Consider the following 23,788-nt stretch of genomic DNA (forward strand, 5'->3'; position numbering starts at 1 on the left):
GTAAATTACAGGAGCCGTTTTGAGTCTAAAAGAGAATATGGAAGCCCTTAAAGAAGAGCTGAGTTCTGAAGAGAAGTTTTTTGAAAGTGCCGTACGGACGGAACGTTTCGTTAAACGATACCAAAAACCTTTAATGGCGGTTGTAGCTGCATCGTTGTTAGCAGTGGGTGGAGCCATCGGCTACCAAACCTATACCAATACAAAATTAGAGAGTTCAAATACGGCATTTAATCTCCTTTTGGCGAATCCTGCAGATACACAAGCAGAACAAACGTTGAAAAACGATAACCCTGAATTGTACGATTTATGGAAACTTTCCCGAGGAATCGCTCAAAATGACATCACGATTCTTGAAGGATTGAAACATTCTGAAGCATTCGGTGTTGCCGATATCGCATCGTATGAGGTTGCCGCTATCAAAGGTGATATTCAATCATTGGAAAAATACACCAAAAAGCAGGGTGCACTTTACAAAGATTTAGCATTGCTCGAAGTGGCAGTTGCTGCGATTGAAAAAGGCGATGTTACTTCGGCACATCAAAAAATTGCCCTTATCGGTGAGGATTCACCCCTTTACCAAGTAGGCGCGGCACTTTCACATTACGGAGTAAAAGAATGAAATTATCCACTATTGCTTTAGTACTCGGTGCTGCACTGCTTCTTAGCGGATGTTCTCATAAAGAGGTGTATAAACCTGAAGATGTGAAAGGCGAATGGCGCAATGCCGGAGAGCTTAGTGCTTCAATTTCCCAAACGACCCATTCAGCCGCTTTGCTCGATAACGGTCGATTATTGACGAAAGATGGGGAGAAAAACATTAAAATCCCTGAGGAATATCGTCTTATTAATGCCAACGAGAGTTGGGTTATTACGGAGAGCCCTGAGGGGAATTTAGTCCTTTTCCCTGTGGATGGGACGGATGCAAAAGTGACGTTTGAATTGAAACGTCACGTTGCCGCCGCAAATATTCAAGACGATACCGTAGCTATTTTGTTTACGAACAATGAAATGGCACTTTATTCGCTCGAGAGTAAAAAACTTCTTTTTAAAGAGAGTGCAAATTCTCCGATTGCCGTGGATAGCCGTATCACAAACCCTTATTTTCTCAAAGAATTGGTGTTGTTTTTAACGTTGGATGGAAAAATTGTCATCGTCAATTCGGAAACAAAACAGGTCCTTCGTTCCGTAGTTGTCAGCTCAGACGAGTATTTTAACAATATCACCTATTTGAACGTCATCGATAATAATCTAGTCGCATCGACCGCTACGTCGGTTTTGGCACTTTCTCAAAAAGAGGCGCGTGAAAAATATGAGATTCGTAACATCGCGTATACGGCTGAGGGAATTTGGATAGCGACTAAGCAAGGTGAAATTATCGCCCTTAGTCCTACGTTACAGTTCAAAGCAAAGAAAAAATTTCCGTTTGCCCATTTCGTAGGGCTCAGTGTTCAAAATGACCGTGTTTATGCACTGGAGCAAGAGGGGTATATGATTGCTCTGACCAAGAATCTTTTGGCGTATGATGTTTACGATGTCGACATGGACAGTGATAACAAAATTTTCTTGGGTGATGGACGTTTTTATTTTGACGATCGCTATATCAATATAAAATAATGTCGAAAGAGCTTGAGGCTTTTATCGAATATATTACCGTGATCAAAGCGCTTAGCCCTCGAACAATCGAGGCCTATAGCCATGATTTGGATGAGATAGAACGCACGTCACAAAAGAGTCTCACCGAGATTGATTCGAATAGTGTTTTTCAGATTCTCGGAACGATTGCCAACAAACGAACCCTTAACCGAAAACTCTCCGCTTTTAACTCTTTTCTCGATTTTTGCCACCGTCATCGCTTTGATTCCGTTTCGTCTAAATTCACCCTCTCCAAAGTCCCGAAAAATCTCCCTAAATATGTACCGTTTGAGGCCATTCAATCTTCACTTAACTTGATTGATCGAAGTGAATGGATCGGATCGCGAGATTATGCCCTGATCCTTTTCCTCTACGCTTCAGGGGCTCGTATCAGTGAGTGCTTGATTGTGGAGGAGGGGGATATCGAGGGGGAATGGCTTCGTATTCGCCACGGTAAAGGGGAAAAAGAGCGTTACGTTCCCATTGCACAAGAGGCACTAAAAGCACTTAGAGCGTATCAGGAAGCCTCACCGTACCAAAATCGACCCCATCTGTGGCTCAACTATCGAGGAGAGCCTCTTAGCCGTATTTCGGCGTTTAAAATCACCCAAAAATATTTGGGTATTTCTCCCCATGCGCTGCGCCACTCGTATGCCACGGCATTGATCCTCGGAGGAGCCGATTTGCGCGTCGTGCAAGAGCTTCTCGGTCATGCATCGCTACTCACGACACAAATATACACCCATGTTCAAAAACAGAACCTTCAAGATACCGTATTGAAGCATCATCCAATGGCAAAATAATAATAAAGGAACAAAAATGAAGAAGAAATCTAAAATTGATTATGTACTAATACTATTTTTACTATTCATTGTAATTATATTATTGGATTTGATATTGAATTTATACACAAATTCAAATATTGTCATAAGTAATATTTTCCCTGACTTAAATGCAACAGATGGTTGGGAACAAAGAGGGCAATGGGGAGATATGTTATCGGGTCATTTTGCAGCACTTGCATTTTTAGCAGTAGCTTATAGTATTTATATGCAGCAAAAAGAGAGCAAAATAGAAAAGAGTTTAAATTCATTTAAAATGATATTGGAATTAGTTAAAAATACAAAAGACGAATCTATTTATTTAACATCGAAAACGAATGAATCATTGATTGAGATATTGACGAAAACTCTTGATTTTATTAAAGAAAAAAATTCATTAGAGATTGTAGAAATTTAAAAGAAGTCCTTCTATGATATTTTATTAATTGAGTCATTTATTGAGTCACTTTTAATACTCAATAATGATTTAACTGAAAAACAGCTTGATATTATTATGATTAAAATTAGGCTTATTGAATCGGAATATAAATTAATTGCACTCTTGTATTTATGGACAGATGTCTCATTACGATATATTCGAGAAGATTTTAATTTTGATAATCTTAGCTATGAAGAATCAAAAATTAGAAAAAAATTATCAAAGGTTGCCGCAAAAGTTTTAACTGAAATTAAAGAGGATATGCAAAATGATTATATGGAATTTTTTAAAAATGAAAAAAATTTAGAAAAGTATAATCATCAAATTGACAATATATTATTTGGAAATACAACAGAAATATCTTGAGTATAAGTTTGCATTTTGTCATATTATTTCCCATTTTTTAGTGACGGAGTAGAATGAAGTAAAATTTTAGGAACTACCGATGAACGAAGTCACCGCCTCCATCGACGAGATTATCAAAACCAAAATCTACACCATTCGCGGAATGCAGGTGATGTTGGATAGTGATTTGGCGGAACTTTATGAAGTAGAAACTAAAAATCTCAATAGAGCAGTAAATAGAAATAGTGACAGATTTCCACAAAACTTTATGTTTCAGCTGACCGAAGAAGAGTACCAAAATTTGAGGTTCCAATTTGGAACCTCAAGTTCAAGTAGCTCTTTAAGGTTCCAAAATGACACCTTAGATGATGATTCTTTAAGGTCGCAAATTGCGACCTTAAGTTTGGTATCGCAAAATGCGACATCTAATCAACACGGCGGAAGAAGATATATGCCCTACGTGTTTACCGAACAAGGAGTGGCGATGCTCTCGGCGGTATTACGAAGCCAGAGCGCTGTGCAGATGAGTATTCATATCATCAATGCTTTTGTCGAGATGCGGAGATTTATCTCAAATAATGCTTTGATTTTTCAAAGACTCGATTCATTGGAGCAAAAACAGTTCAAAATCGATGATAAAGTAGAAGCGATACTTAGTGCCATCGAAGATAAATCTATTAAACCGAAACAGGGGATTTTTTACGATGGGCAAGTGTATGATGCCTATCTGTTTGTGTCAGATCTCATTAAAAGTGCCAAAGAGAACATTATTCTGATCGATAACTATGTCGATGAGAGCGTTTTGACGTTATTATCCAAACGAGATACGAACGTAAAAGCGACGATTTACACCAAAAATATCACCAAACAGCTCGCACTTGATCTCCAAAAACACAATGCCCAATATCCGAACATAGAGATAAAAAAGTTTGATTCCTCACATGATCGCTTTTTACTGATCGATAAAAAAGAGGTGTATCATATCGGTGCAAGTCTCAAAGATTTGGGCAAAAAATGGTTTGCGTTTTCAAAGTTAGATATGGGCGTGTTAGATATAGTTGAAAAGATAAAAAATTGAAAACTTATTCTTGATATTCATCAAGAAACTATATTCTCGTTAAGGTTATCATCCGTTATTAAAAAAAAGGATATTCCTATGACTTATGCTTCATTTACCTCAGATATCGTCTACGGGGATACACAACCTATTATTACACCGCTTATTACAAACGAGTTTACCAAAGAGATTCGGATCGTTTTCCATGCTGGACAGTCGATGAAAGCTCATAAGACATCGTTTCCGATTACCGTTATGATCGTGCAGGGACGTATTGATTTCGGGGTAGGGGAAGAGCGTTATACTTTATCGGCGGGCGATGTTGTCGCGTTGGAAGGGAACGTTGTCCATGATCTCAATGCCCTAGAAGATTCTATTGTCCGTCTGAGTCTCCATAAAGGTGACAGTGTCGCACGGGTGAGCGGGGTACTTAAGCTATAATATCAGCATGATATTATGTGACATCGGTAACACATCGGTTGATTTGTTTTATGAGGGGAAGCGTACCAAGCTGAGTGTAGAGAATTTCGATCCCTATATTCTTCTCAATGATGTTTATTACGTCAGTGTCAACGCCTCTTTTAATGAACGAATCCGAGACTATCCGAATTGGTACGATTTGCGAGAGTTTATCGACTGGGAGAAATACTATCCGACCATGGGGATTGATCGGATAATGGTATGCGAAGCGGTTGAGGATGGGGTTATCGTCGATGCAGGGAGCGCCATTACCGTCGATGTGATGCGCGGCGGGATCTATCAGGGGGGATTTATTTCCTTGGGACTTCGTTCGGCTGAGGCGGCATATGCGAGACTCTCTAGCGCACTGGACGTGTCATTTAACTTTGAGGTAGATTTGGCTAAAATGGCGAAAAATACTCCCGATGCACTCACGGTCGGTTTTATGGCTCCTTTGATCGAAAAGATTGAGAGACTCGGAAAACCACTTTATATGAGCGGAGGGGATGCACGGCTGTTGTCCCGTTTTTTTAGTGAGGCAATTGTGGATGAAGATCTGATCTTCAAAGGGATGAAAAAGTTGATTGAAAAAGGTGTTAAATGCTAAGTGTCGCACTCCCAAAAGGGCGAATTGCCGAAGATACGTTGGAGATTTTTGAAACGATTTTCGGTAGCAGTTTTAAATTTGATGATCGTAAATTGATCTTAGAGACGGAAAATTTTAAGTTTTTATTGGTTCGTAACCAAGACGTTGCGACGTATGTCTATCATCAAGCTGCCGATATCGGTGTCGTTGGTCTCGATACTCTCGAAGAGCAGGGGCTGGATGTTATCCGTCTGCTTGATTTGCAAAAGGGGAAATGTCGTGTCGCGATCGGGATGCGTGCGGGAGAAAAACCCGATTTTACCAAAAGCGAGATCAAGGTTGCTACTAAAATGGTGAATATCACCAAGCGTTATTTTGCCGAACGTGCGGTTGCGGCTGATATCATCAAACTCTACGGTTCTATCGAGCTCGCTCCTCTCGTAGGACTTGCCGATATGATCGTCGATGTCGTCGAGACGGGAAGCACAATGAAACAAAACGGGTTGGAAGTTGTCGAGACGATTATGGAATCGACGACCCATCTGATTGCGAATAAAAATAGTTTTTTCGAGAAAAAAAGTGAGATATTGGATATCTATGAAAAAATCAATACACTTCTTTATGCTACGAAGTAATTCACTATTGGTTAACAATTTACCTCTACAATCTCGTAAATACAAGTGAGGAAATTAAAATGTCAAAAATAATATTGCCTATGGCGTTGTCAGTACTCGTCTCAAGTGCCCTTATGGCTGAGAGCTTTTCGATCGTTGAATATGTTAATGTCACACGCTCAACACCTATCTATTCAACGGTTCAAGAAGATATTCCGAGCGAAAGATGTTATGACGTCAAAGAAGAAGTCAGTTCTGCCGGCGGTGGACATTCAGATGTTGTGGGTGCCGTTGTCGGCGGTGCCTTAGGGGGTGTTTTAGGACATCAAGTAGGCGGCGGAAAAGGTAAAACGGCAGCTACGGTCGGCGGAGCGGTTCTGGGTACCCTTGCGGGTCAGAACGTAGGGAGCAAATACAATACTCCTCAAAATGCAACCTACCGAGTCGTTCGCAAATGTGAAGTGACCAATACCGTTGAATCCCGTCGAGTGTTGAGCGGATATAACAATATTGCTAAAGTAAAGGGGAAAGAGATCAGCATAGAGAGCGATCAGCCCCTTAAACAAATTCCCGTTACTATCACGTATAGCTATTAATTTCCCCCTCCCTTTTTTTGGGAGAAAATTTCCTCTTTATTACCCTCTTTTTAACGATAATCTGTTAGAATTAATCACACTATAAATTTTCTACAAGAACAGGAGTTTCCATGGCACTTAAAGTGGCGATTAACGGAACAGGCAGAATCGGAATTATCGTAGCAAAGATCATCGCGGAGCGGAGCGATATTGAGCTGGTAGCACTAAATACGACGGCGAAACCTGATATGTTGGAATATTTACTTAAATTTGACAGTGTCCATCGTGGAATCGATGCAAAAGTGATCGATGACAATACGATTGCAATCGGCGGTAAAAACGTCCGTATGTTTCGTGAACGCGACATTGAAAAAGTCGATTTCGGTGGCTGCGGCGCAGAAGTGGTTATCGAGTGCACAGGTGTGTTCTTGGATCAAGAGAGCTGTCAAAAACACCTCAGAAACGGAATCAAAAAAGTCATTATGTCGGCTCCTGCGAAAGATGACTCTCCGACGTATGTGTATGGCGTTAACTCAGATAGCTACAAAGGTGAAGCGATCATTTCAAATGCCAGCTGTACGACCAACTGTTTGGGACCGATTTGTAAAGTCTTGGATGATGCGTTCGGGATTGAAAACGGGTTGATGACGACGATTCACTCGTATACGAACGATCAAAATGTTTTAGATGTCAAACATTCCAAAGACCCTCGTCGTGCACGTGCGGCAGCCCTTAATATGATCCCTACCTCTACGGGTGCGGCGAAAGCGATCGGTAAAGTTATGCCGAAATTACTCGGAAAACTCAACGGCTATGCGATGCGTGTACCGACTCCCGATGTCTCGGTTGTCGATTTGACCGTTAATTTGAGCAAAGCGGTTACCAAAGACGATATTAATGCCGCATTCACTTCAGCAGCAGCCGGAGCTTTCAAAGGGCTAATCGAAGTGGATAACGACAAACGTGTTTCATCTGATTTTATCGGTTCAACTTACAGTTCGACGTACGTTCCCGATATGACAAGCGTTGTTGACGGCACTACGGTAAAAGTATTGGCGTGGTATGACAACGAGTGGGGATACAGCAGTCGACTTGTGGATATGACGGTTCTTATCGGAACACACTGATGCTTCGCTATACAAACCATTTTGATAGCAAACTGCTCGACCCTGACACTTTGGAAAAAGGGTTTGAGGCCGTTCGTCAGGAAGCCTCTTCCGGCGAGGTCGGGTATTATCATCTTCCCCTTCTATCCCAACCCTTAGTGGAAGAACTCAAAACGGTTCATCATGATATTGACCGCCGTTTCAATACGATTGCCATCATCGGAATAGGGGGCTCATCGCTGGGGATAAAAGCGATAGAGAGACTCCTTCGGCCGAGCACCCCCAATGCTAAAAAACTGATCTATCTCGAAAACTCTGATCCCATCAGTATTATGAGCGAGATGAAGCAGATTGATAAATTCCGTACCCTTTTTATCGTGATATCCAAATCGGGCGGTACCGTTGAGACACTTTCAATCTTTAAGCGTCTTATCGTCAGTTTTGAATTGCCGTTGGAAAACTCCGATCAGATTTATGTCGTGAGTGATGAAGATTCGATACTTGCCCATTTCGCGGATGATCATCATCTACGCCGCTTTGTGATACCTAGCAATGTCGGTGGACGCTTTTCCGTACTCAGTGCGGTCGGGATGGTCCCTTTAACGTTGGCAGGGTTTGATACGACGGCTATACTCAAGGGGGCGCAACTCTTTTTAGAGCAATTTTGGAAGCGTGAAGAAGATCACATGCTCCAAAAAGCGGCCTATTACGTTACCCACAGTGATCACTATCCCATGAATGTCTTATTTGCCTATTCGGATACGTTCGAAGAGTTTGGCAAATGGGTCGTTCAGATATGGGGTGAGTCACTGGGCAAACGAAACGCACGGGGTGAGCGGGTAGGATTGACCCCGATATCGTTGATCGGATCGGTCGATCAGCACTCGTTCTTACAGCTCATTATAGAGGGACCGTTGAACAAAACGGTGACGTTTATGCATATTGAGCATTCGGAAGAGCATTTAATGATTCCCAACCTTTCTCTCAAATATTTAGAGAAAAGCGACTTTGTAAACGGTAAAAGTTTCAATGATCTCATTAACGCTCAGTGCCATTCAACAATGCAGAGTGTGTTGCAAAGCGGTGTCAGTGTTGATGAAATTGCGTGGAAGAAAATCGATGAAGGCTCTGTCGGTGAGTTGATTCTTTATTATGAACTTTTAACCTCGTTAAGCGGAGCATTGTTTGGGATCAATACGTATGACCAGCCGGGTGTCGAGATAGGAAAAAAGATTTTAGGAACGTACTTCGAAGCGTAATGGCTTAGGCTTTTGCCTAAGCTTTCTTCATCAAATAATCTTCAGACTCTTTATTGAGGTTATCCATTAACGTAAATAGAAGTTGACTGTCTTTCTCCATCTCTTCGAAACTGCTTAGAATCGCATCTTGATGATGAATAGTTTGATCTTCATGCTCGATATATTTCATATTCTCAAGGACAATGCTGTGTACAGAAGCATGAGGTGCTTGCATCTTAGCGTAGCTCGATAGATGAGAGAAACGCTCTTTTCCTGCACCTGAATCGTACCATTTACCTAAGCGGCAACCGTGATGGTCAGAGAACTGGGTTTCTGTTTTACCGTTTGCGATACTTTTATAGGCATTTGATTTGAAGATAATATGGTCAATTTTAGCGAGTGTGATAAAGGTGGTATTTTCAATTGCAGTCGTTTGCAATGCTGCTTTTTTGGCATCTTCATTGAACATATAGAGTGTTTGACGAAATGAGCTGATAGATTCACTTGAATCTTGAGCGATCTCATTCATATCTTCAGAATTTGAGTGGATTTCAGTCGTCTCTTGTTGGAGTGTCTGGACGGCAATACCGATTTCACCTGTCGCTTTTTGCGTACGTTCTGCAAGTTTACGCACTTCATCGGCAACAACGGCAAATCCGCGTCCGTGTTCACCTGCACGCGCTGCTTCGATTGCTGCATTGAGAGCAAGGAGATTGGTCTGATCGGCGATGTCTTTGATCAAATTGACAACCGAACTGATTTCTCCGGTTTTTTCATTAAGGGAGTTAATCGATTCGACAGAAACATGAACCAGTTCAATAAGGCGACTGAGCTTGGTAATGATCTCTTCAAGTTCATTGACACTGTTGGAAGAATTGTCTGAAGTGGTTTGGCTGATAGCCGCAATGGTATGAAGGCGTTGAATGGTTCTTTGAAGATCTTGCTGAATCACTTCCATCCCCCCTCCGATACCGGTACCGATTTGTCCTAAGGCACTGTTTAGTAATGATTTTTGTATATGGAGGTAGTTAGAGTGCATGGAGCCGATAGCCATATTGACAAAACTGCTGGCCTCTTTGTATTCTCCTTGAAGCCCTTGAATAATGATTTTGCGGTGGAATTCATCACGGCTCGCCGCTTCGACGCTGGCACGAATCTCACGAATAAACACTTCGGTCTGATCGAGCATATTATTGGTATTCCAACATAAATCACTGAGTTCTCCGTGATCTCTGATATGGGTGATACGGCTCTCAAGATGACCGATTTCTGCCCCTTTAATGACGGCAGCGACTTCGCTGACGGTGTCTTGGGTCTTTCGTATATTGATAAACATAAACCATGCAAGGGCAAAGTTGAAAAAGTTTAGCAGACGTATCCAGCTCCATCCGTATAAAAACATTTCAAGGAGGAGCGCAATGACGAATAGAGCGATGGATGCAATATTGGCGTATTGAATTTTAGAGAGAGAGGATAAATTCGTCATACGACATTCCTTTGTCTTTTAGAATTTGATTAAGTGTTGCCTCTGAAGCACTGATACCGCCGCTTTTTTCTTTTTGAAGCAGCATTGAATAGAGTGGTTTAATAACGTCAAGCGCTTTTTGTGTAGGTTGACGTCGGACAGAATGATAATTGGTGATTTGTCTATTGGTATCAAATGAGGGAGTGACGTGCGCAAATACCCAGTAAAAATCACCGTTTTTTGTTTTATTCTTAACATAGGCAAAAATCTCTTTTCCCTCTTTGATCCGAGTCCAAAGGAGTTTAAAGACAATAGCAGGCATATCTTCATGTCTGAGTATGTTATGAGGCTGATCAATCAGTTCAAGCTCATTGTAGCCGGACATAGTGATAAAAAGGGAATTGCCGTAGGTGATTTTACCGTTTAGATCCGTTTTGGATACGATAAACTGCTCATCACCGAAAGTTAGTTCTTGATTGGGCATAAAAATCCTCATCTCTATAATAAAATATCATAAACCGAATCTATTAGTCTAACAACCATTTCCTGAATGTTTTCCCTTTTATTGGGCGATTTATGAGTTTTTGATAAATACTTTCGGCTTTGTTACGAGGAATCGCAACATAGCTAAGATGATCAAGTTGATCAATTTTTCCAATTTCTTCTTTGCTCAAACCGCACTCATGAATAAGCGCCCCGACAATGTCACCCGCACGCAGTTTCTCTTTCTTACCGGCATCGATACAGATCGTACGCATTAATGTTTTGAGTGAAAATTTTTCTTTGATATCGGGAAGTTCAATCGGCGTGATCGGACGTTTGAGATCGATAAAGCGTTCATATTGATGATGATTGACCAAAGTAATGGCAACACCGCTTTTTCCCGCACGGCCGGTACGGCCGATACGGTGCGTATAGCGTTCGTTTTGGATAGGTACTTCATAGTTGATAATGGCATCAAGCCCTTCGATATCGATACCTCGTCCTGCCACATCGGTTGCAACAAGAATAGGGGCACTTAAGTTTCGAAACTGGATAATTGCTTCGTTGCGATCAAACTGTTCCATATCTCCATGTAATGTTAGGGCATGAATACCTATTCCGTTTAGGTCATCACACAAAGCGGCCGCATCGACTTTGGTATTACAAAAGACGATGGTATTGGTTATATTGTGAAGTTGAAGAACCTGTGTAATAGAGGCAAGTTTTTTATTGCAGATATAGGCAATCTCTTCAATTTTCGGTTTGCTAATAGCGTGTTCGGCCCTCACCATCACCGGATCTTTCATAAACTCCGAAGTGATGGTTTTGATCGATTCGGGAAACGTAGCAGAGAATAGGAGCGTTTGTCGTGAGGGTGGGGTGAATCCCAAAATAGTCGTAATATCCTCAATAAATCCCATATCAATCATCTGGTCGGCTTCATCCAATACGACGGTTTGTATTTGAGCCGTATCAAAGGCCTCCATCTGAAGGAGCTTAAGGACGCGTCCCGGCGTACCGACGATGATGTGTGCACCGTGTTTGAGTGAATGGAGCTGTCCTCGCATAGGGACTCCGCCGCAGAGGGTAAGAATCTTAATATTACCGATTTCAGAGGCGAGTGAGCGGAGTACCTTAGCTACTTGTTCCGCGAGTTCACGAGTAGGGCAGAGGATAAGGGATTGTATACCGAATGATTTGGGATTAATCGGGTTCAATATGCCCAATCCAAATGCCAATGTTTTTCCGCTTCCCGTTGCCGCTTGTGCAATACAATCTTTTTTGTCTAAAATAATAGGAAGAGCAGTCGATTGGATAGAGGTCATGGTGGTAAATTCAAGATGTTTTAACGCCTCTTTTAGAGGTGATCGTAAGGGTAATGTATCGAATGAGGACATTGTGTCGCTTTGTATATAGATAAGGGATTATAGCATAGATGGAGGAAACCCCCTAGAAAAGGGGATTTGAGAGGAGTTGTTTATACGGCTTTGATCGTAACGCCGTATTTTTCTTCAGCAACATTACGTGCTTGAAGAGCGTATGAAGAGATCTCATTAAAGTTGAGATATTTATACACTTGATCCGCTTTTCCTGCCAATTTTTCAGGAACGATGCTCATGTACTCAGAGACAGTCGGGATACGTCCGAGTTTAGCACACACGCTCGCGAGTTCAGCAGAACCGAGATAGACTTGTGTCCCTTTACCTAAACGGTTGTCGAAGTTACGAGTCGAGGTTGAGAATACGGTTGAACCCTCACGTGAACTCGCTTGGTTACCCATACAGAGTGAACATCCCGGAACTTCCGTTGTAGCGGCAATCGCTTTATAAACGTCGTAGTACCCTTCATTGATGAGTTGTTGCTCATCCATACGAGTCGGTGGTACGATCCAGAATTTCTCAACGGCGATTTTACCTTCGCCGCGCATCACTTCACCTGCCGCACGGTAATGTCCGATATTGGTCATACAGCTGCCTAAGAATACTTCGTTGATTTCAGTACCCGCAACTTCACTGAGCAATTTAACATTGTCCGGATCGTTCGGACATGCTAAAATCGGCTCTTTAACGTCGTTAAGGTCGATTTCGATGATCGCTGCGTACTCCGCATCGGCATCCGGTTCCATCAACGTCGGAGCGGCTAACCACTCTTTCATTTTATCGGCACGACGTTGCAATGTACGAGCATCTTCGTAACCATCGGCAACCATCGCTTCGATCAACGTAACGTTTGATTTTAGGTACTCGATGACCGGCTCTTTGTTAAGGCGAACGGTACACGCTGCCGCTGAACGCTCAGCCGATGCATCGGAAAGCTCAAACGCTTGTTCCACTTTCATGTTCGGCAACCCTTCGATCTCCAATACACGTCCGTTGAAGATGTTTTTCTTACCCTTCTTCTCAACGGTCAAAAGACCTTGTTTGATTGCGTAGTAAGGGATTGCGTTAACAAGGTCACGCAATGTGATACCCGCTTGCATCTCCCCTTTGAAGCGTACCAATACCGATTCCGGCATCTCTAAGGGCATAGCACCCGTAACACCTGCGAACGCTACAAGACCCGAACCTGCAGGAAAACTCACACCGATCGGGAAACGGGTATGGCTATCGCCACCGGTTCCGACGGTATCAGGGAGAACCATACGGTTCAACCATGAGTGGATAACACCGTCCGCCGGACGAAGGGCAACACCGCTGCGTGAGCTGATGAATGCAGGGAGGGTTGCGTGCAATTTCACGTCGGATGGTTTCGGGTATGCCGCTGTATGACAAAATGATTGGAGAACGAAATCAGCTGAGAATCCAAGAGCGGAGAGTTCTTTGATCTCATCGCGTGTCATCGGTCCTGTGGTATCTTGGCTTCCTACGGTGCTTGTGATCGGCTCACAGTACATTCCCGGACGAACACCCTCCATGCCACATGCCTTACCGACCATTTTTTGGGCAAGGGTATACCCTTTGCCCGTATCGGCAGGTTGGATAGGGGTTGCGAAAATAGTAGCAGGCTCTAGTCCAAGAGCTGTACGTGCTTTTGCCGTCAAACCGCGACCGATGATAAGGGGGATACGTCCACCGGCACGTACTTCGTCTTCGATCGTGTTCGGACGAAGGCTGAAGTTAGCGATGACTGCACCATTTTTTGTGATGGTTCCCGCTTTGGTATCGATATCGAGTACATCGCCTGTTTCCATTTGAGATACATCGGCTTCGATAGGGAGTGCGCCTGAGTCTTCACACGTTGCGAAGAAGATCGGAGCGATGATGCTACCGATAACGACACCGCCGGTACGTTTATTCGGGATACCCGGAATATCATCACCCATGTGCCATTGAACCGAGTTCGCCGCCGATTTACGGCTAGAGCCTGTTCCGACGACATCACCGACGTAAGCGATTTGCATCCCTTTTTGTTTCAATTCAGCGATTTTAGCGATACCCTCAGGCATTTTTGCACTGAGCATCGTTGTTGCGTGAAGAGGGATATCAGAACGGGTAAATGCCGCGCTCGCAGGAGAGAGGTCATCGGTATTGGTTTCACCCGGGAATTTGAAAACGACAACACTGAATCGTTCCGCCAATGTTTTTTTGCTGGTAAACCACTCTGCGTCTGCCCATGATTGGAGAACTTCCGCAGCATAGGTATTTGTTTTTGAAAGTTCAACGATATCATTGAATGCATCATAGACCAAAAGGGTATGTTTAAGCTCATGTGCCGCTTCTTTGGCAATAGCATTGTTACTGAGTGCATCGATAAGAGGTTTAACATTGTAACCCCCTACCATTTTACCGAGGATTTTAATCGCCGCTTTTTTGTGATCATCACTGTTGATGTCGCTGTTATCTGCCAAGAATGCTTTTACTTCACCTTGGACGACTTGATGTAAAAATGCCGCTTTTACGTGTGCACCATCATCAACACCTGGATTGACACGTTCTGCTAACATCTCAACCAATTCACCGTTTTTAGAGGTTTCTGAAGTGATGAGTTCAACAAGAGAGGTAACTTGCTCTTTAGTAAGTGGGAATGGGGGGATTCCCTGCGCTGCGCGTTCCGCTACGTGTGCTTTGTATTCGTCCATAAAAGCCATAGTGACTCCTGTGCATGTTAATTTTGAATGATTATATCAGAAGAAAAAATCAGATTTCTCAATGTGTTACATATCTACTCATTTGTTTTGTGTAATCGGAATAAATATGCGTAATTATGTAACATTGTTTGAAATCAACATAAATTATATTATTTGTCAATAATAATGGAGAGGAAAAAAAGTTACAGATTGGTGTTAAAAGAGGGACTCTCCTGTGAGGAGAATCAAAAAGGATCGTTAACGATTATGTCGCGATTCCCTTTAGAATTGGGAGAAGAGAGGATACCGTTGTTTTCCAGCTGTTCAATCAGACGGGCAGAACGGTTATACCCGATTTGAAGACGACGCTGCAGATAGCTGATAGAGGTTTTTTGCTCGGTAAGGATGATATTCTTAGCCTCTTCATAAAGCTCATCGCTCTCTTCGTCATTTCCATTGTTTCCATTGGATGTAACCATCTCTTCTTTATCTCGTAAAAATTTGCGGTCGTATTCGGGTTCACGTTGAGCTTTGAGGAAATCGACTACTTTTTCAATCTCGACTTCAGTGCTCCACGGAGCATGGAGTCGTACAAGACCGCTCATACCCGGAGGGGTAAAGAGCATATCACCGCGCCCGAGAAGCGATTCGGCACCCATGCCGTCAAGAATGATCTTACTGTCAATCTTTTGTCCCACTTTGTAGCTGATACGAGACGGTAAGTTGGCTTTGATAAGTCCCGTTACGACATCGACGCTCGGACGCTGGGTCGCCACGATTAAGTGGATACCGCTGGCACGTGCCATCTGAGCAAGACGGGCGATGGAGTATTCGACATCTTTGCCGCTTGTCATCATCAGATCGGCTAATTCGTCAATGATGACAACGATATAAGGGAGCGGGTCTAGTTTTTCCGTTTTTGCTTTTTCATTGTAGTTTTCAATGTTTTTCGTACGGGTTTCACTCATCAGTTGATAACGGCGTTCCATCTCGTACACCATATTATTAAGGGCTGAAATTGCCTCTTTCGGTTTGGTAATAACCGGTGTAAGAAGATGCGGGATATCATTATAGATAGAAAACTCTAACATTTTCGGATCGATCATCAAGAGTTTGAGCTGATCGGGTGAGTTTTTATACAAGAGGCTCAAAATCATAGAGTTGATACCGACACTCTTACCGCTTCCCGTCGTACCTGCGATGAGAAGATGAGGAAGTTTTTTCAAATCGGTAATAAACGGCTTGCCGACGATGTCTTTACCTAAAATCAGTGTGAGGGGAGAGGCTGCCTCTTGGAAAAGCTTGCTCTCCAGCATTTCACGCAGATAGATCGTTTCTACACTTTTGTTGGGTATCTCAATCCCTACGACATCTTTGCCGGGGATCGGAGCCTGAATACGGATCGTTTGGGCTTTTAGTGCCATAGCCAGGTCATCTTGGAGCCCTAAAATTTTAGAGACTTTGATGTTAGCGGCAGGTTTGAATTCAAATGTCGATACGACGGGGCCGGCGTAGGTGCGTACCACATCCCCTTCGATATTGAAATGTTTCAGTTTTTCGATCAAATCTCTTATTTTGTCATCGAGTTCCGCTTCATCTACCAAGGTTTGTTTTTTAGGAGGCATTTGAAAAAATTCAACCAACGGAAGTTTAAAGTTTTTTGGTTTTTCACTCACCCCTTTATCGATCTGATCTAAAAGCATCTTATTCTCTTCCAACTCATCCACTACAAGGGCATGCTGTTTAGACTCTTTGACTTTCTTAGCCATACTGAGAATGGTGGATTCTTTAGCGATATTTTCAATCGGAGCGGGAACATCATTGGTTGGGTTAGCTTCAGCAATAATATCTTTAATAGGTTCAACGGTTGGTGAAGAAACGGTACTCTTGATGGTAGGGGTAATGATATTGTTTTCATCAAAAGATGAGGATATCTCTTCATGAATGGTATCTTCATAAAGTGGGTAAGTCTCCGTTTTAGCAATCGGATGAGTGTCGGTTGACGTTTGAACGGGCTTTACAACTGTAAGCGGTTTATCCATGTACTCTTTGATCGGCTGAGCAAGCTCTGATAAACTTTGCTCCATTACTAATACAACCGATACGGTAACCATCATTAACCATAATATCCACAAGCCGAAAGCACCGATGTATATCGATAAAAAATCTACCAAACTACCGATTAACGAACCGCGGTATATTCCCTCCACCACCATTGCCTGAAAAAAGAGAAGGGCTAAAAATAGCAGGGCAAAAACTCCGCTCATTTCTAATCGTCTGTGAATTCCTCCGTCGTATTTATACCAATAAAAAAGTGGAACCATAAGGAGGAGGAGATAGGTGTACGCAACATAACCGAAGACCTGAATATTTGTCAGTGCAAAGGTTGCTCCATAGGCACCGATAATCGATGGATCAGCGATAATGGTTGCAAGTCCTAAATAAAATAAAATACCGAAACCGGCAATAAACAGTGTATCGCGTAAAATAGTAGATCCTTGAATCAGGTTGAAAAGTGGTTAGATTATAGCAAAAAAGGGGATAGAAAGCCCTTTTATTGCAAATTGCTATAAATAATTGACGAGGGAAAGTTTAGAGACTTTGGAAATATTAGACAAGAGCGCTTGATAATTCAGTGTAAGCTGCTGTAATTTCAATTGTGATTCGGCAATATCAGTATCAATGACATCTGATTGAAGTGTTTTGGTACTGATGAGAAGAAGATCGGTACGATTCGATGAGGCTTGGAGTGTTTGAGAATACGATCCTGCTTCAGTTTGAAGACGGCTGACATGATCGCTCAGATCGTCCATCATTCGAATGGCATTTTGGACACCGATATTGCGCGGGTCAGTGCTTTCAGACCCGTTCGCTCGTTTTTTCCCTTGCTCCACCGAGCTTATGATCTCTTCGATCTGGGCAAAAAGGTCTGTTTTCGGATCTCGTAAAGTAAGAGCGCTGTTGGCGTTAAAGCTTAATGCCGAACCGGATGTTGTTGAATAATCCAACGAGCTTGCATCATACAATGCTATTGATGCTTGCGTACTTGGGTAAATTTTGTCTTCAAATACCATACGTCCGGCACGATCGAGTGTCGTAGCAGAGAGAGCGTTTGCAGCCGTGGTGGCGGAGTCGTATTGTGCTGCCGTATTACCGATAGGGAGAGAACCGCTCATGGTCATATTGACAACATCGAGAAGCTGTTGATATGTGACTTGATCTGCTCCTGCAACGGTTCGTGTCGCATCGGCATTATAGATATTAAAAGCGGTAATCGGCACGCCGTTGACCGTACCGCTGACAGAGGATGCCGCCGCTAAATTGATTTGTATATCATAATCAAATCCGTCAATATTTTTTCCTTGAAGGTTGAGCGTCGTCCCAACCAAGGTACCGTTACCGGATACATCGAGCAATTTCGTAGAGGCAGATGCAGCCGTATTATCCGTTTTTAGAACTTGGGATACATTCGAAAGAAGTTTTGAACCGTCTTTTATAAAATTAGTTCGATCGTAATTGATCCCTTCAATCGTATTGGGTGTACCTGTCGGTGTTGTGAATCCGCTTTTGGTAAATTCTTTAATAAAGAGACCGGGAGTCGTAACCGCAGCCGTTTCAAAATTGGTAGTTCCCGATTGAAGATTATCGATTTCATTCGGTGTAGCCGCATACATTGCCACATCAGAAATATCTGCGGCATCACCTGCATTTAAACTATCAAAGTCTACTGCCCCCACCATATGGAAATCAAGCTTGCTTGAGCCAGAGATTTTATCCACTATCTCAATTTGCCCATGAGCATTAAGGGTAACTTCCACTTGATCAGAACCATATTCGTTTTTAATAGCAGTGAGTAAATCCTCAACCTTATTGTCCATCGTTATACTGCTAATATGGTTTTTGAAGGTAGTTCCGTCACTCTTCGTACCTTGGATATAAAAATGGGGAGAATACGAGGTGGCAGGATTATCATCCGTGTCGCCCATAAGATCGCGAATGGTACTATTCGCGCTGATGTAGGTCTCTTCTGCGGCTGTACGAGACATTGTCGTACTCTGCATAATGTCAGGGTATAAATCGGTTAAACTCATGTGTGAAACGTTAGAGCTCACCGTTCTATTGGTTTTGCTTTCATCGCCCGTGAAAAGTTGAGAACCGCTTATATTGTATTTTTGTTTGAAACCTGCACCTAAAAATGCTTCGAGATTTTGATCATTGCCTTGATATGATCCATCAGCAGCAATAGGTTTAACCGATGTCGCCGTTCCAGAAAAAAGATACTGCCCGCCGATCGAGGAATTTGCCAACGTTACAAGATGATTTTGGAGACCGCGTAACTCTTTTGCAATAGCTTGAAGACTGCTTTCTGAGTTAACGTCATTAGCCGCATTGACCATTTTGACTTTCATGGATTCGATAGTTTTGACGATTTCACCAATCGTAGTATCGGTTTGAGTAGAAAGTTTATAGGCATTTTGAGTACTATTTTTTATTTGAGCCAGCGTCGTGATCTCATCATCCAGCCGAAGGGTATCAATAAATATGCCCGGATTTTCATGGGAATATTGAATTTTTAGACCGGATGAAATTTGTTTGTTGACATCAAACAATTGCTGATTTATTTTATTATTTTCACCGTATATATTGTTGTAATAAGATCCTGATGTTATTCTCACGTCAAATCCTTTTGTACAAGCTTACTGCATCTAAAGCAATAAAAGTTCCATACTCTAATATCGGCAAAAGTCAAAAAACGATTAGCAAAACAGCTTTTACGTCTCTTTAAGCAAAGCCTCCCTATAATTTCACCTCTTCAAACACATGCCAGTGTGGTGAAATGGTAGACACGCCGGATTCAAAATCCGGTATAGCGATATGTGCCGGTTCGAGTCCGGCCACTGGTACCACCCTCTTAATCTAAATATCCATTCAACAACATATATTTTGGTGTCATTCCAATTGAGACAGTTCAGCTAATAAATTTTTTCTTGCTTCAGGTGAAAGTTTCTTCATAGCTGTTTTAATCTCATTGGCATCTTTCTCATCATTGTTTTCTTTCTCTTTTGCATCATTTACGTCTTTAAGTTCTTTCTCTTTTGCATCATTGTTTTCTTGCTCTTTTGCATCATTTACGTCTTTAAGTTCTTGCTCTTTTGCATCTTTAGTAGTTTTTAGTATTGCTTCAAGTACAGCAATGGCTGAGAGTACATCAGGAAAATTCTTATACTCCTTTTTAAGAGTAAATAATGTTTCTGGAAAAGAAGGTGCCTTAAACTCCATGGAGTTTATATTCTGAGACGTGTTCTCTGGCTCACTTGCTGTCAGCGGTGATTGCCCTGTCCATTTTCTAAAGTCTTTTCTGAAAGTTTTGTCTATTTTTAGACAGGCTTCCTCTTCATCCATACCATCTTTAATTAGGTTGATGACCTTATCTACATTACCCAGTTGAGTAGCTTTTTCATCCGAATCCTCATTGGCAATATTAATCTCGTAGCCTCTGTAATCAATCATGGCAGTGTCTCCATCTATTTATATTGGAGTCATTGTACCGTAAATAACAATTTCTATTTACTATTGTTAAATAATAGTGCGAAAAATGGGAGTAGGGCATTACAGTTGGTGAACACTAAAAGACCTCACGCAGTCGGCTCATCAGACTTTCGAGAACTTTGGATTCCAACTCGATACCAAATTTAGGCGCAACGATGGTTTGTAGCCGAATTACCGCTTCGATATATGCGATTTGATCATCGATACTAAAGCGTGTCCAGTTGTATTTATTTTTCTTACCGTTATGGGCATTAGAGAGGATTTGAAGATTGTCAGGATACGATTTATGCTTCTTTATGGAATACAAATGTTATTAAAGAGCAATCAAAGATATTTGGAATAAAATTAATTAAGTTCTAAAAAAAGATGAAGTAGTTTAGTAATCAAAACGGAGTGAAAATGAAAAAATATCATATAGAGAAATTAATCGCCCGTTGGCTGATGCTGATGCTTTGTAGCAATACAGCATGGTCAGTCACACCGCAATCGCTAAATAATCCAGATGGAACGAACCCATATTCTCCCTATGAGGGACATCCGATTACAACAAAACCGGTTCCACCGCTAAGTGATGTATCGGTAAAACAAAATGATGATGCGGCATGGTCGGCGACACAGCTGGGAATACTATTCAAATTTGAGCGTCAACGTGATGAGGCGATAGCGGGCATACGAAAAGCGGATGAAAAAATTGCAAAAGCACAAAATCTGATATCGCGTGCACAAGCAGCGAATAATAAAGCGGCGGAAACGATTGCCATTCGAGCGTTGCAAACGGCGCAAGAGACCAAGCGTCTATATGAGCAGAAAAAGATACAGATTGAAAAAAACAGTGCTTATGTCCGTAATCGCATGGCGGATAAAAGCGGCATGAATATGAAAATTGCAGGAATGGTAACGCAACATACAGGGAGAGTGCAGGTAACATCCGGCAAATCACCGTATGAGACGATTCCTCTTGATAGAGATCAAGCCGGATATTTTGAAGAGGGAGACACCATCGAGACGTATGACAACAGCCAAGCACAAATACAATTCCTTGATGGTCGAGGCAGTATGACGATTGGAGAATACAGTCGTGTGAAAATGGAGAAAAAAGATCCCTACTCCGAAACCGTTTCTCTGGCAAAAGGGACAATCCATACTGCAATAGATAAAGCTGAAGTGTTTGAAGCCTGGATTGAAAAACAAGCAGAAATGGCAGCAGATGATCCGAATAAAATGTTGGAGCATGATTTTAAGGCGATTCGAGCTTGGGTCAAAAACAAATCCAAAAAATTTGAAATCCGCACTGGTTCGGGAACTGCTTCCGTTAGAGGTACGACCTTTACGATGGGGATCGATGAGGCGGGGACGACAATCATAGAGCTGATTGAGGGAGAGCTGGCCGTTACGAACGCTAAAACGTTCTCTTTAACGATACTAAAAGGGGGAGAAAAAATGACACTTTCTTCGGATGGAACAGCGTATGTTGAGCCGTTTAAACTCCCTTCGAAAGGATGGTGGGAACAATGATTTTTAAGGCGACCCTTCTCATTGCCCTGATGCTGACACTCTCGCATGGCGGAGAATGCAATATCCGACATTATGGGCAGCCTACAATAAGAGAAGGAGTTGTCGAACCTTACACATCAAGAGGAGAGCTGTTTTCGTTAATGCTTCCGCAAGGGTGGATGAAAAGCGAAGAAAAGTTTCCGTATGAGACCCCGGAAGCCAAAGTTGCAGGGGTGCATCTCAAAGGGCCAGTGGACGATACATGGGTAGCGGCCGAAATATCGGTACTTTATTACGAATACGGCGGATTTTTTTCTGATTATCGTGATTACATTCGTCAAAAAGGTCAAAGCTTTGATCGACAAGATAAGGATACGAAGGTATCGCTCTCTCAGGTTAATGCCGGTGGAAAAGAAGGGGTAAAATTTGTGATACGGACGGTTGAGGCGACGAGCAGCGCGAGCATTTTTGAAGAAGGGGTAATGTATCGGATTAATTCAGAACATATTCCAAAGATGGTTAATACTCTCGAAACGTTTATAATTTTTCCTGCAGTACGGGGTTTTTTCGTTTTTCATTATAAATCATCCGAAGCGATGGTTTCTCAGTGTCAAGGAGTCTTTGATAAACTGGTGCAATCGGTTCATTTTATGAATCCTGAACCGTGGCAGGAAAAAGTGAAATGAAAAATGTATTTGTTGTAGTTGCATTGATAAGTATTGGCACTGCCACAACGATTAGCGCTGAATATTGTGTCAATTATTCATCAAACCTCCAAAGTTTTATGAGACAGAATGGAGATTCCCGTACAAACGCTTGTTTTTCGTCACAATCACAATGTGAATCTTGGGCCAATAGTATGCGTAACAATAATGTTCATCAATATGATCTATCCGGTTCATGCTATTCGACAGGGCAAAATAGTTCATCTTCAGGAGGATATAGCGGCCAGAACTCTTTGCAATATCAGATGATGCAGGGGATTATCGGTGGATTTATGCAAGGACTGATGCAAGGACTGGAAAATCAACAACGGGAAGCGGAAAAAAGGGCAAAAGAAGAACAATGGAAAAAGGAGGAGGAAGAACGACGTAAAAAAGAAAAGGAACAGCAGCAAGCAGCATTCATCAATTCCCAAACTAATGCGCTTAACCTTTTAGGAAATCGCCCCGGGAGCGGCACAAGTTTTTTTGGATCACCCCCCACCAATACTATGGGAAGCAATTTCGAGCCAATAGGTAGTGGAAAATACGATGCATCTCCAATGAAACAAATAGAACGGCTAATGTGCAGTACCTATTTTGCGCAGCAGGCTTTGATTGCGGTTAAAAATCATCAAGATGAAAAAGCAAGATATTTGAATCATCAAGGCGATCTAGTAATGGAGGGGAGAAAGTATCAAGAAGAGTGTAAAATACCGCCTATTCCGCAGCCGCCTGAACCTTCATTGGCAAGAGTGCCAGATGATATTGAAGCAATAAAAAACATAGAAACAATAACATTAGCGATTCAAAAAGATATCAAAGAACTTCAGACATTAGAGACAAAGATTCAAGAAAATAAGAAAAAAATGGATGAGACTCAACTAGAAAAAGAGAAGCTAGAAACAAAAATAAAAGAGATTCAGACTAAGCCGATTGATACTATGACCTCGAGTGAAAAAGAGCAACAAGACACGTTGATAAGAGAAGCGATGGCTTTGGAAGAAGAGATTAATGTGATGAACAAATCGTATGAAAAAGATGTCGATGAAAAAAGTAAGATAGAAGGAAGCTTGCAAGAAAAAAGCCGTAAACTTGAATCACAATCAAAGACACTCCCCTCTGAGAAAAAAGATGAGAAAAAGTAAATTTTTAAT

The 23,788-nt window shown here is 42.1% G+C and carries 23 protein-coding genes, 1 tRNA gene and 1 pseudogene; 16 read left to right on the forward strand and 9 right to left on the reverse strand.

Features of this window, described 5'->3' with window-relative positions; genetic code table 11:
* Window positions 1–19: 19 nt before the first annotated feature.
* The 12 genes from Q8O20_RS05395 (at window position 20) to Q8O20_RS05450 (ending at window position 8,893) form a co-directional block, all read left to right on the forward strand.
* Window positions 20–619 (forward strand): hypothetical protein, encoded by a 600-nt coding sequence (locus Q8O20_RS05395; RefSeq protein WP_305530315.1) that lies wholly within the window; start codon window positions 20–22, stop codon window positions 617–619.
* Window positions 616–1,614, forward strand: a complete 999-nt coding sequence (locus Q8O20_RS05400; RefSeq protein ID WP_305530316.1) for a hypothetical protein — start codon at window positions 616–618, stop codon at window positions 1,612–1,614. Before Q8O20_RS05395 ends, Q8O20_RS05400 begins: the two co-directional genes overlap by 4 nt.
* Window positions 1,614–2,435, forward strand: a complete 822-nt coding sequence (locus Q8O20_RS05405) for a tyrosine-type recombinase/integrase (RefSeq protein WP_305530317.1) — start codon at window positions 1,614–1,616, stop codon at window positions 2,433–2,435. The genes Q8O20_RS05400 and Q8O20_RS05405 overlap by 1 nt, the downstream gene beginning before the upstream one ends.
* Window positions 2,436–2,451: 16 nt before the next feature.
* A complete protein-coding gene (locus Q8O20_RS05410; protein WP_305530318.1) occupies window positions 2,452–2,871 on the forward strand; it encodes a hypothetical protein in 420 nt (139 codons plus the stop codon).
* Window positions 2,872–2,967: 96 nt separating this feature from the next.
* Window positions 2,968–3,258, forward strand: a complete 291-nt coding sequence (locus Q8O20_RS05415; protein ID WP_305530319.1) for a hypothetical protein — start codon at window positions 2,968–2,970, stop codon at window positions 3,256–3,258.
* A gap of 79 nt (window positions 3,259–3,337) precedes the next feature.
* A complete protein-coding gene (locus Q8O20_RS05420) occupies window positions 3,338–4,315 on the forward strand; it encodes an ORF6N domain-containing protein (protein WP_305530320.1) in 978 nt (325 codons plus the stop codon).
* 78 nt (window positions 4,316–4,393) lie between these two features.
* Window positions 4,394–4,735 carry a cupin domain-containing protein gene (locus Q8O20_RS05425; protein ID WP_305530321.1) on the forward strand — a complete coding sequence of 114 codons (342 nt, stop codon included), beginning with the start codon at window positions 4,394–4,396 and terminating at the stop codon, window positions 4,733–4,735.
* A 7-nt stretch (window positions 4,736–4,742) separates the two neighbouring features.
* Window positions 4,743–5,360 carry a type III pantothenate kinase gene (locus tag Q8O20_RS05430; protein ID WP_305530322.1) on the forward strand — a complete coding sequence of 206 codons (618 nt, stop codon included), beginning with the start codon at window positions 4,743–4,745 and terminating at the stop codon, window positions 5,358–5,360.
* Complete coding sequence (hisG, locus tag Q8O20_RS05435; RefSeq protein ID WP_305530323.1) at window positions 5,354–5,974, forward strand: ATP phosphoribosyltransferase; 621 nt, start codon at window positions 5,354–5,356, stop codon at window positions 5,972–5,974. Before Q8O20_RS05430 ends, hisG begins: the two co-directional genes overlap by 7 nt.
* Before the next feature lie 59 nt (window positions 5,975–6,033).
* Window positions 6,034–6,549: a glycine zipper 2TM domain-containing protein gene (locus tag Q8O20_RS05440; RefSeq protein ID WP_304739583.1), complete on the forward strand. Its 516-nt coding sequence runs from the start codon at window positions 6,034–6,036 to the stop codon at window positions 6,547–6,549.
* A 110-nt stretch (window positions 6,550–6,659) separates the two neighbouring features.
* Window positions 6,660–7,655 (forward strand): type I glyceraldehyde-3-phosphate dehydrogenase, encoded by a 996-nt coding sequence (gap, locus tag Q8O20_RS05445; RefSeq protein WP_304739585.1) that lies wholly within the window; start codon window positions 6,660–6,662, stop codon window positions 7,653–7,655.
* Window positions 7,655–8,893 carry a glucose-6-phosphate isomerase gene (locus Q8O20_RS05450; protein WP_305530324.1) on the forward strand — a complete coding sequence of 413 codons (1,239 nt, stop codon included), beginning with the start codon at window positions 7,655–7,657 and terminating at the stop codon, window positions 8,891–8,893. The genes gap and Q8O20_RS05450 overlap by 1 nt, the downstream gene beginning before the upstream one ends.
* Window positions 8,894–8,909: 16 nt before the next feature.
* On the opposite strand, the gene Q8O20_RS11965 is transcribed toward Q8O20_RS05450, so the two are convergent.
* From Q8O20_RS11965 to Q8O20_RS05480, 7 genes and pseudogenes are all read right to left on the reverse strand, one after another.
* A complete protein-coding gene (locus Q8O20_RS11965; protein WP_370688069.1) occupies window positions 8,910–9,341 on the reverse strand; it encodes a CZB domain-containing protein in 432 nt (143 codons plus the stop codon).
* 3 nt (window positions 9,342–9,344) lie between these two features.
* A pseudogene (locus Q8O20_RS11970) lies at window positions 9,345–9,632 on the reverse strand (methyl-accepting chemotaxis protein); the annotation flags it as partial.
* A gap of 700 nt (window positions 9,633–10,332) precedes the next feature.
* A complete protein-coding gene (locus tag Q8O20_RS05460) occupies window positions 10,333–10,821 on the reverse strand; it encodes a PAS domain S-box protein (RefSeq protein WP_304739591.1) in 489 nt (162 codons plus the stop codon).
* A 43-nt stretch (window positions 10,822–10,864) separates the two neighbouring features.
* The gene (gene dbpA / locus Q8O20_RS05465; RefSeq protein WP_304739593.1) at window positions 10,865–12,217 is read right to left on the reverse strand and encodes an ATP-dependent RNA helicase DbpA; all 1,353 of its coding nucleotides are present in this window, start codon (window positions 12,215–12,217) and stop codon (window positions 10,865–10,867) included.
* 80 nt (window positions 12,218–12,297) lie between these two features.
* Window positions 12,298–14,907, reverse strand: a complete 2,610-nt coding sequence (gene acnB, locus Q8O20_RS05470) for a bifunctional aconitate hydratase 2/2-methylisocitrate dehydratase (protein ID WP_305530326.1) — start codon at window positions 14,905–14,907, stop codon at window positions 12,298–12,300.
* A 224-nt stretch (window positions 14,908–15,131) separates the two neighbouring features.
* A complete protein-coding gene (locus Q8O20_RS05475) occupies window positions 15,132–17,390 on the reverse strand; it encodes a DNA translocase FtsK (RefSeq protein WP_305530351.1) in 2,259 nt (752 codons plus the stop codon).
* A gap of 63 nt (window positions 17,391–17,453) precedes the next feature.
* Complete coding sequence (locus Q8O20_RS05480) at window positions 17,454–19,562, reverse strand: flagellar biosynthesis protein FlgL (protein ID WP_305530327.1); 2,109 nt, start codon at window positions 19,560–19,562, stop codon at window positions 17,454–17,456.
* A gap of 147 nt (window positions 19,563–19,709) precedes the next feature.
* On the opposite strand from Q8O20_RS05480, the gene Q8O20_RS05485 reads away from it, so the two are divergent.
* A tRNA-Leu gene (locus tag Q8O20_RS05485) sits at window positions 19,710–19,793 on the forward strand.
* A gap of 43 nt (window positions 19,794–19,836) precedes the next feature.
* On the opposite strand, the gene Q8O20_RS05490 is transcribed toward Q8O20_RS05485, so the two are convergent.
* Entirely contained in the window at window positions 19,837–20,397 is a 561-nt protein-coding gene (locus tag Q8O20_RS05490) for a hypothetical protein (RefSeq protein WP_305530328.1), read from the reverse strand.
* A 115-nt stretch (window positions 20,398–20,512) separates the two neighbouring features.
* Window positions 20,513–20,743: a hypothetical protein gene (locus Q8O20_RS05495; protein ID WP_305530329.1), complete on the reverse strand. Its 231-nt coding sequence runs from the start codon at window positions 20,741–20,743 to the stop codon at window positions 20,513–20,515.
* A 92-nt stretch (window positions 20,744–20,835) separates the two neighbouring features.
* Here Q8O20_RS05495 and Q8O20_RS05500 point away from each other — a divergent pair, with 92 nt between their 5' ends.
* From Q8O20_RS05500 to Q8O20_RS05510, 3 genes are read left to right on the forward strand one after another with little or no spacing between them, the layout of a single operon-like run.
* Window positions 20,836–21,951: a FecR domain-containing protein gene (locus tag Q8O20_RS05500; protein WP_305530330.1), complete on the forward strand. Its 1,116-nt coding sequence runs from the start codon at window positions 20,836–20,838 to the stop codon at window positions 21,949–21,951.
* Window positions 21,948–22,616: a hypothetical protein gene (locus tag Q8O20_RS05505; protein WP_305530331.1), complete on the forward strand. Its 669-nt coding sequence runs from the start codon at window positions 21,948–21,950 to the stop codon at window positions 22,614–22,616. The genes Q8O20_RS05500 and Q8O20_RS05505 overlap by 4 nt, the downstream gene beginning before the upstream one ends.
* Window positions 22,613–23,779 (forward strand): hypothetical protein, encoded by a 1,167-nt coding sequence (locus tag Q8O20_RS05510; RefSeq protein WP_305530332.1) that lies wholly within the window; start codon window positions 22,613–22,615, stop codon window positions 23,777–23,779. The genes Q8O20_RS05505 and Q8O20_RS05510 overlap by 4 nt, the downstream gene beginning before the upstream one ends.
* Window positions 23,780–23,788 lie beyond the last annotated feature (9 nt).

Origin of the sequence: Sulfuricurvum sp. (assembly GCF_030691015.1) — a bacterium.
GTDB lineage: Bacteria > Campylobacterota > Campylobacteria > Campylobacterales > Sulfurimonadaceae > Sulfuricurvum.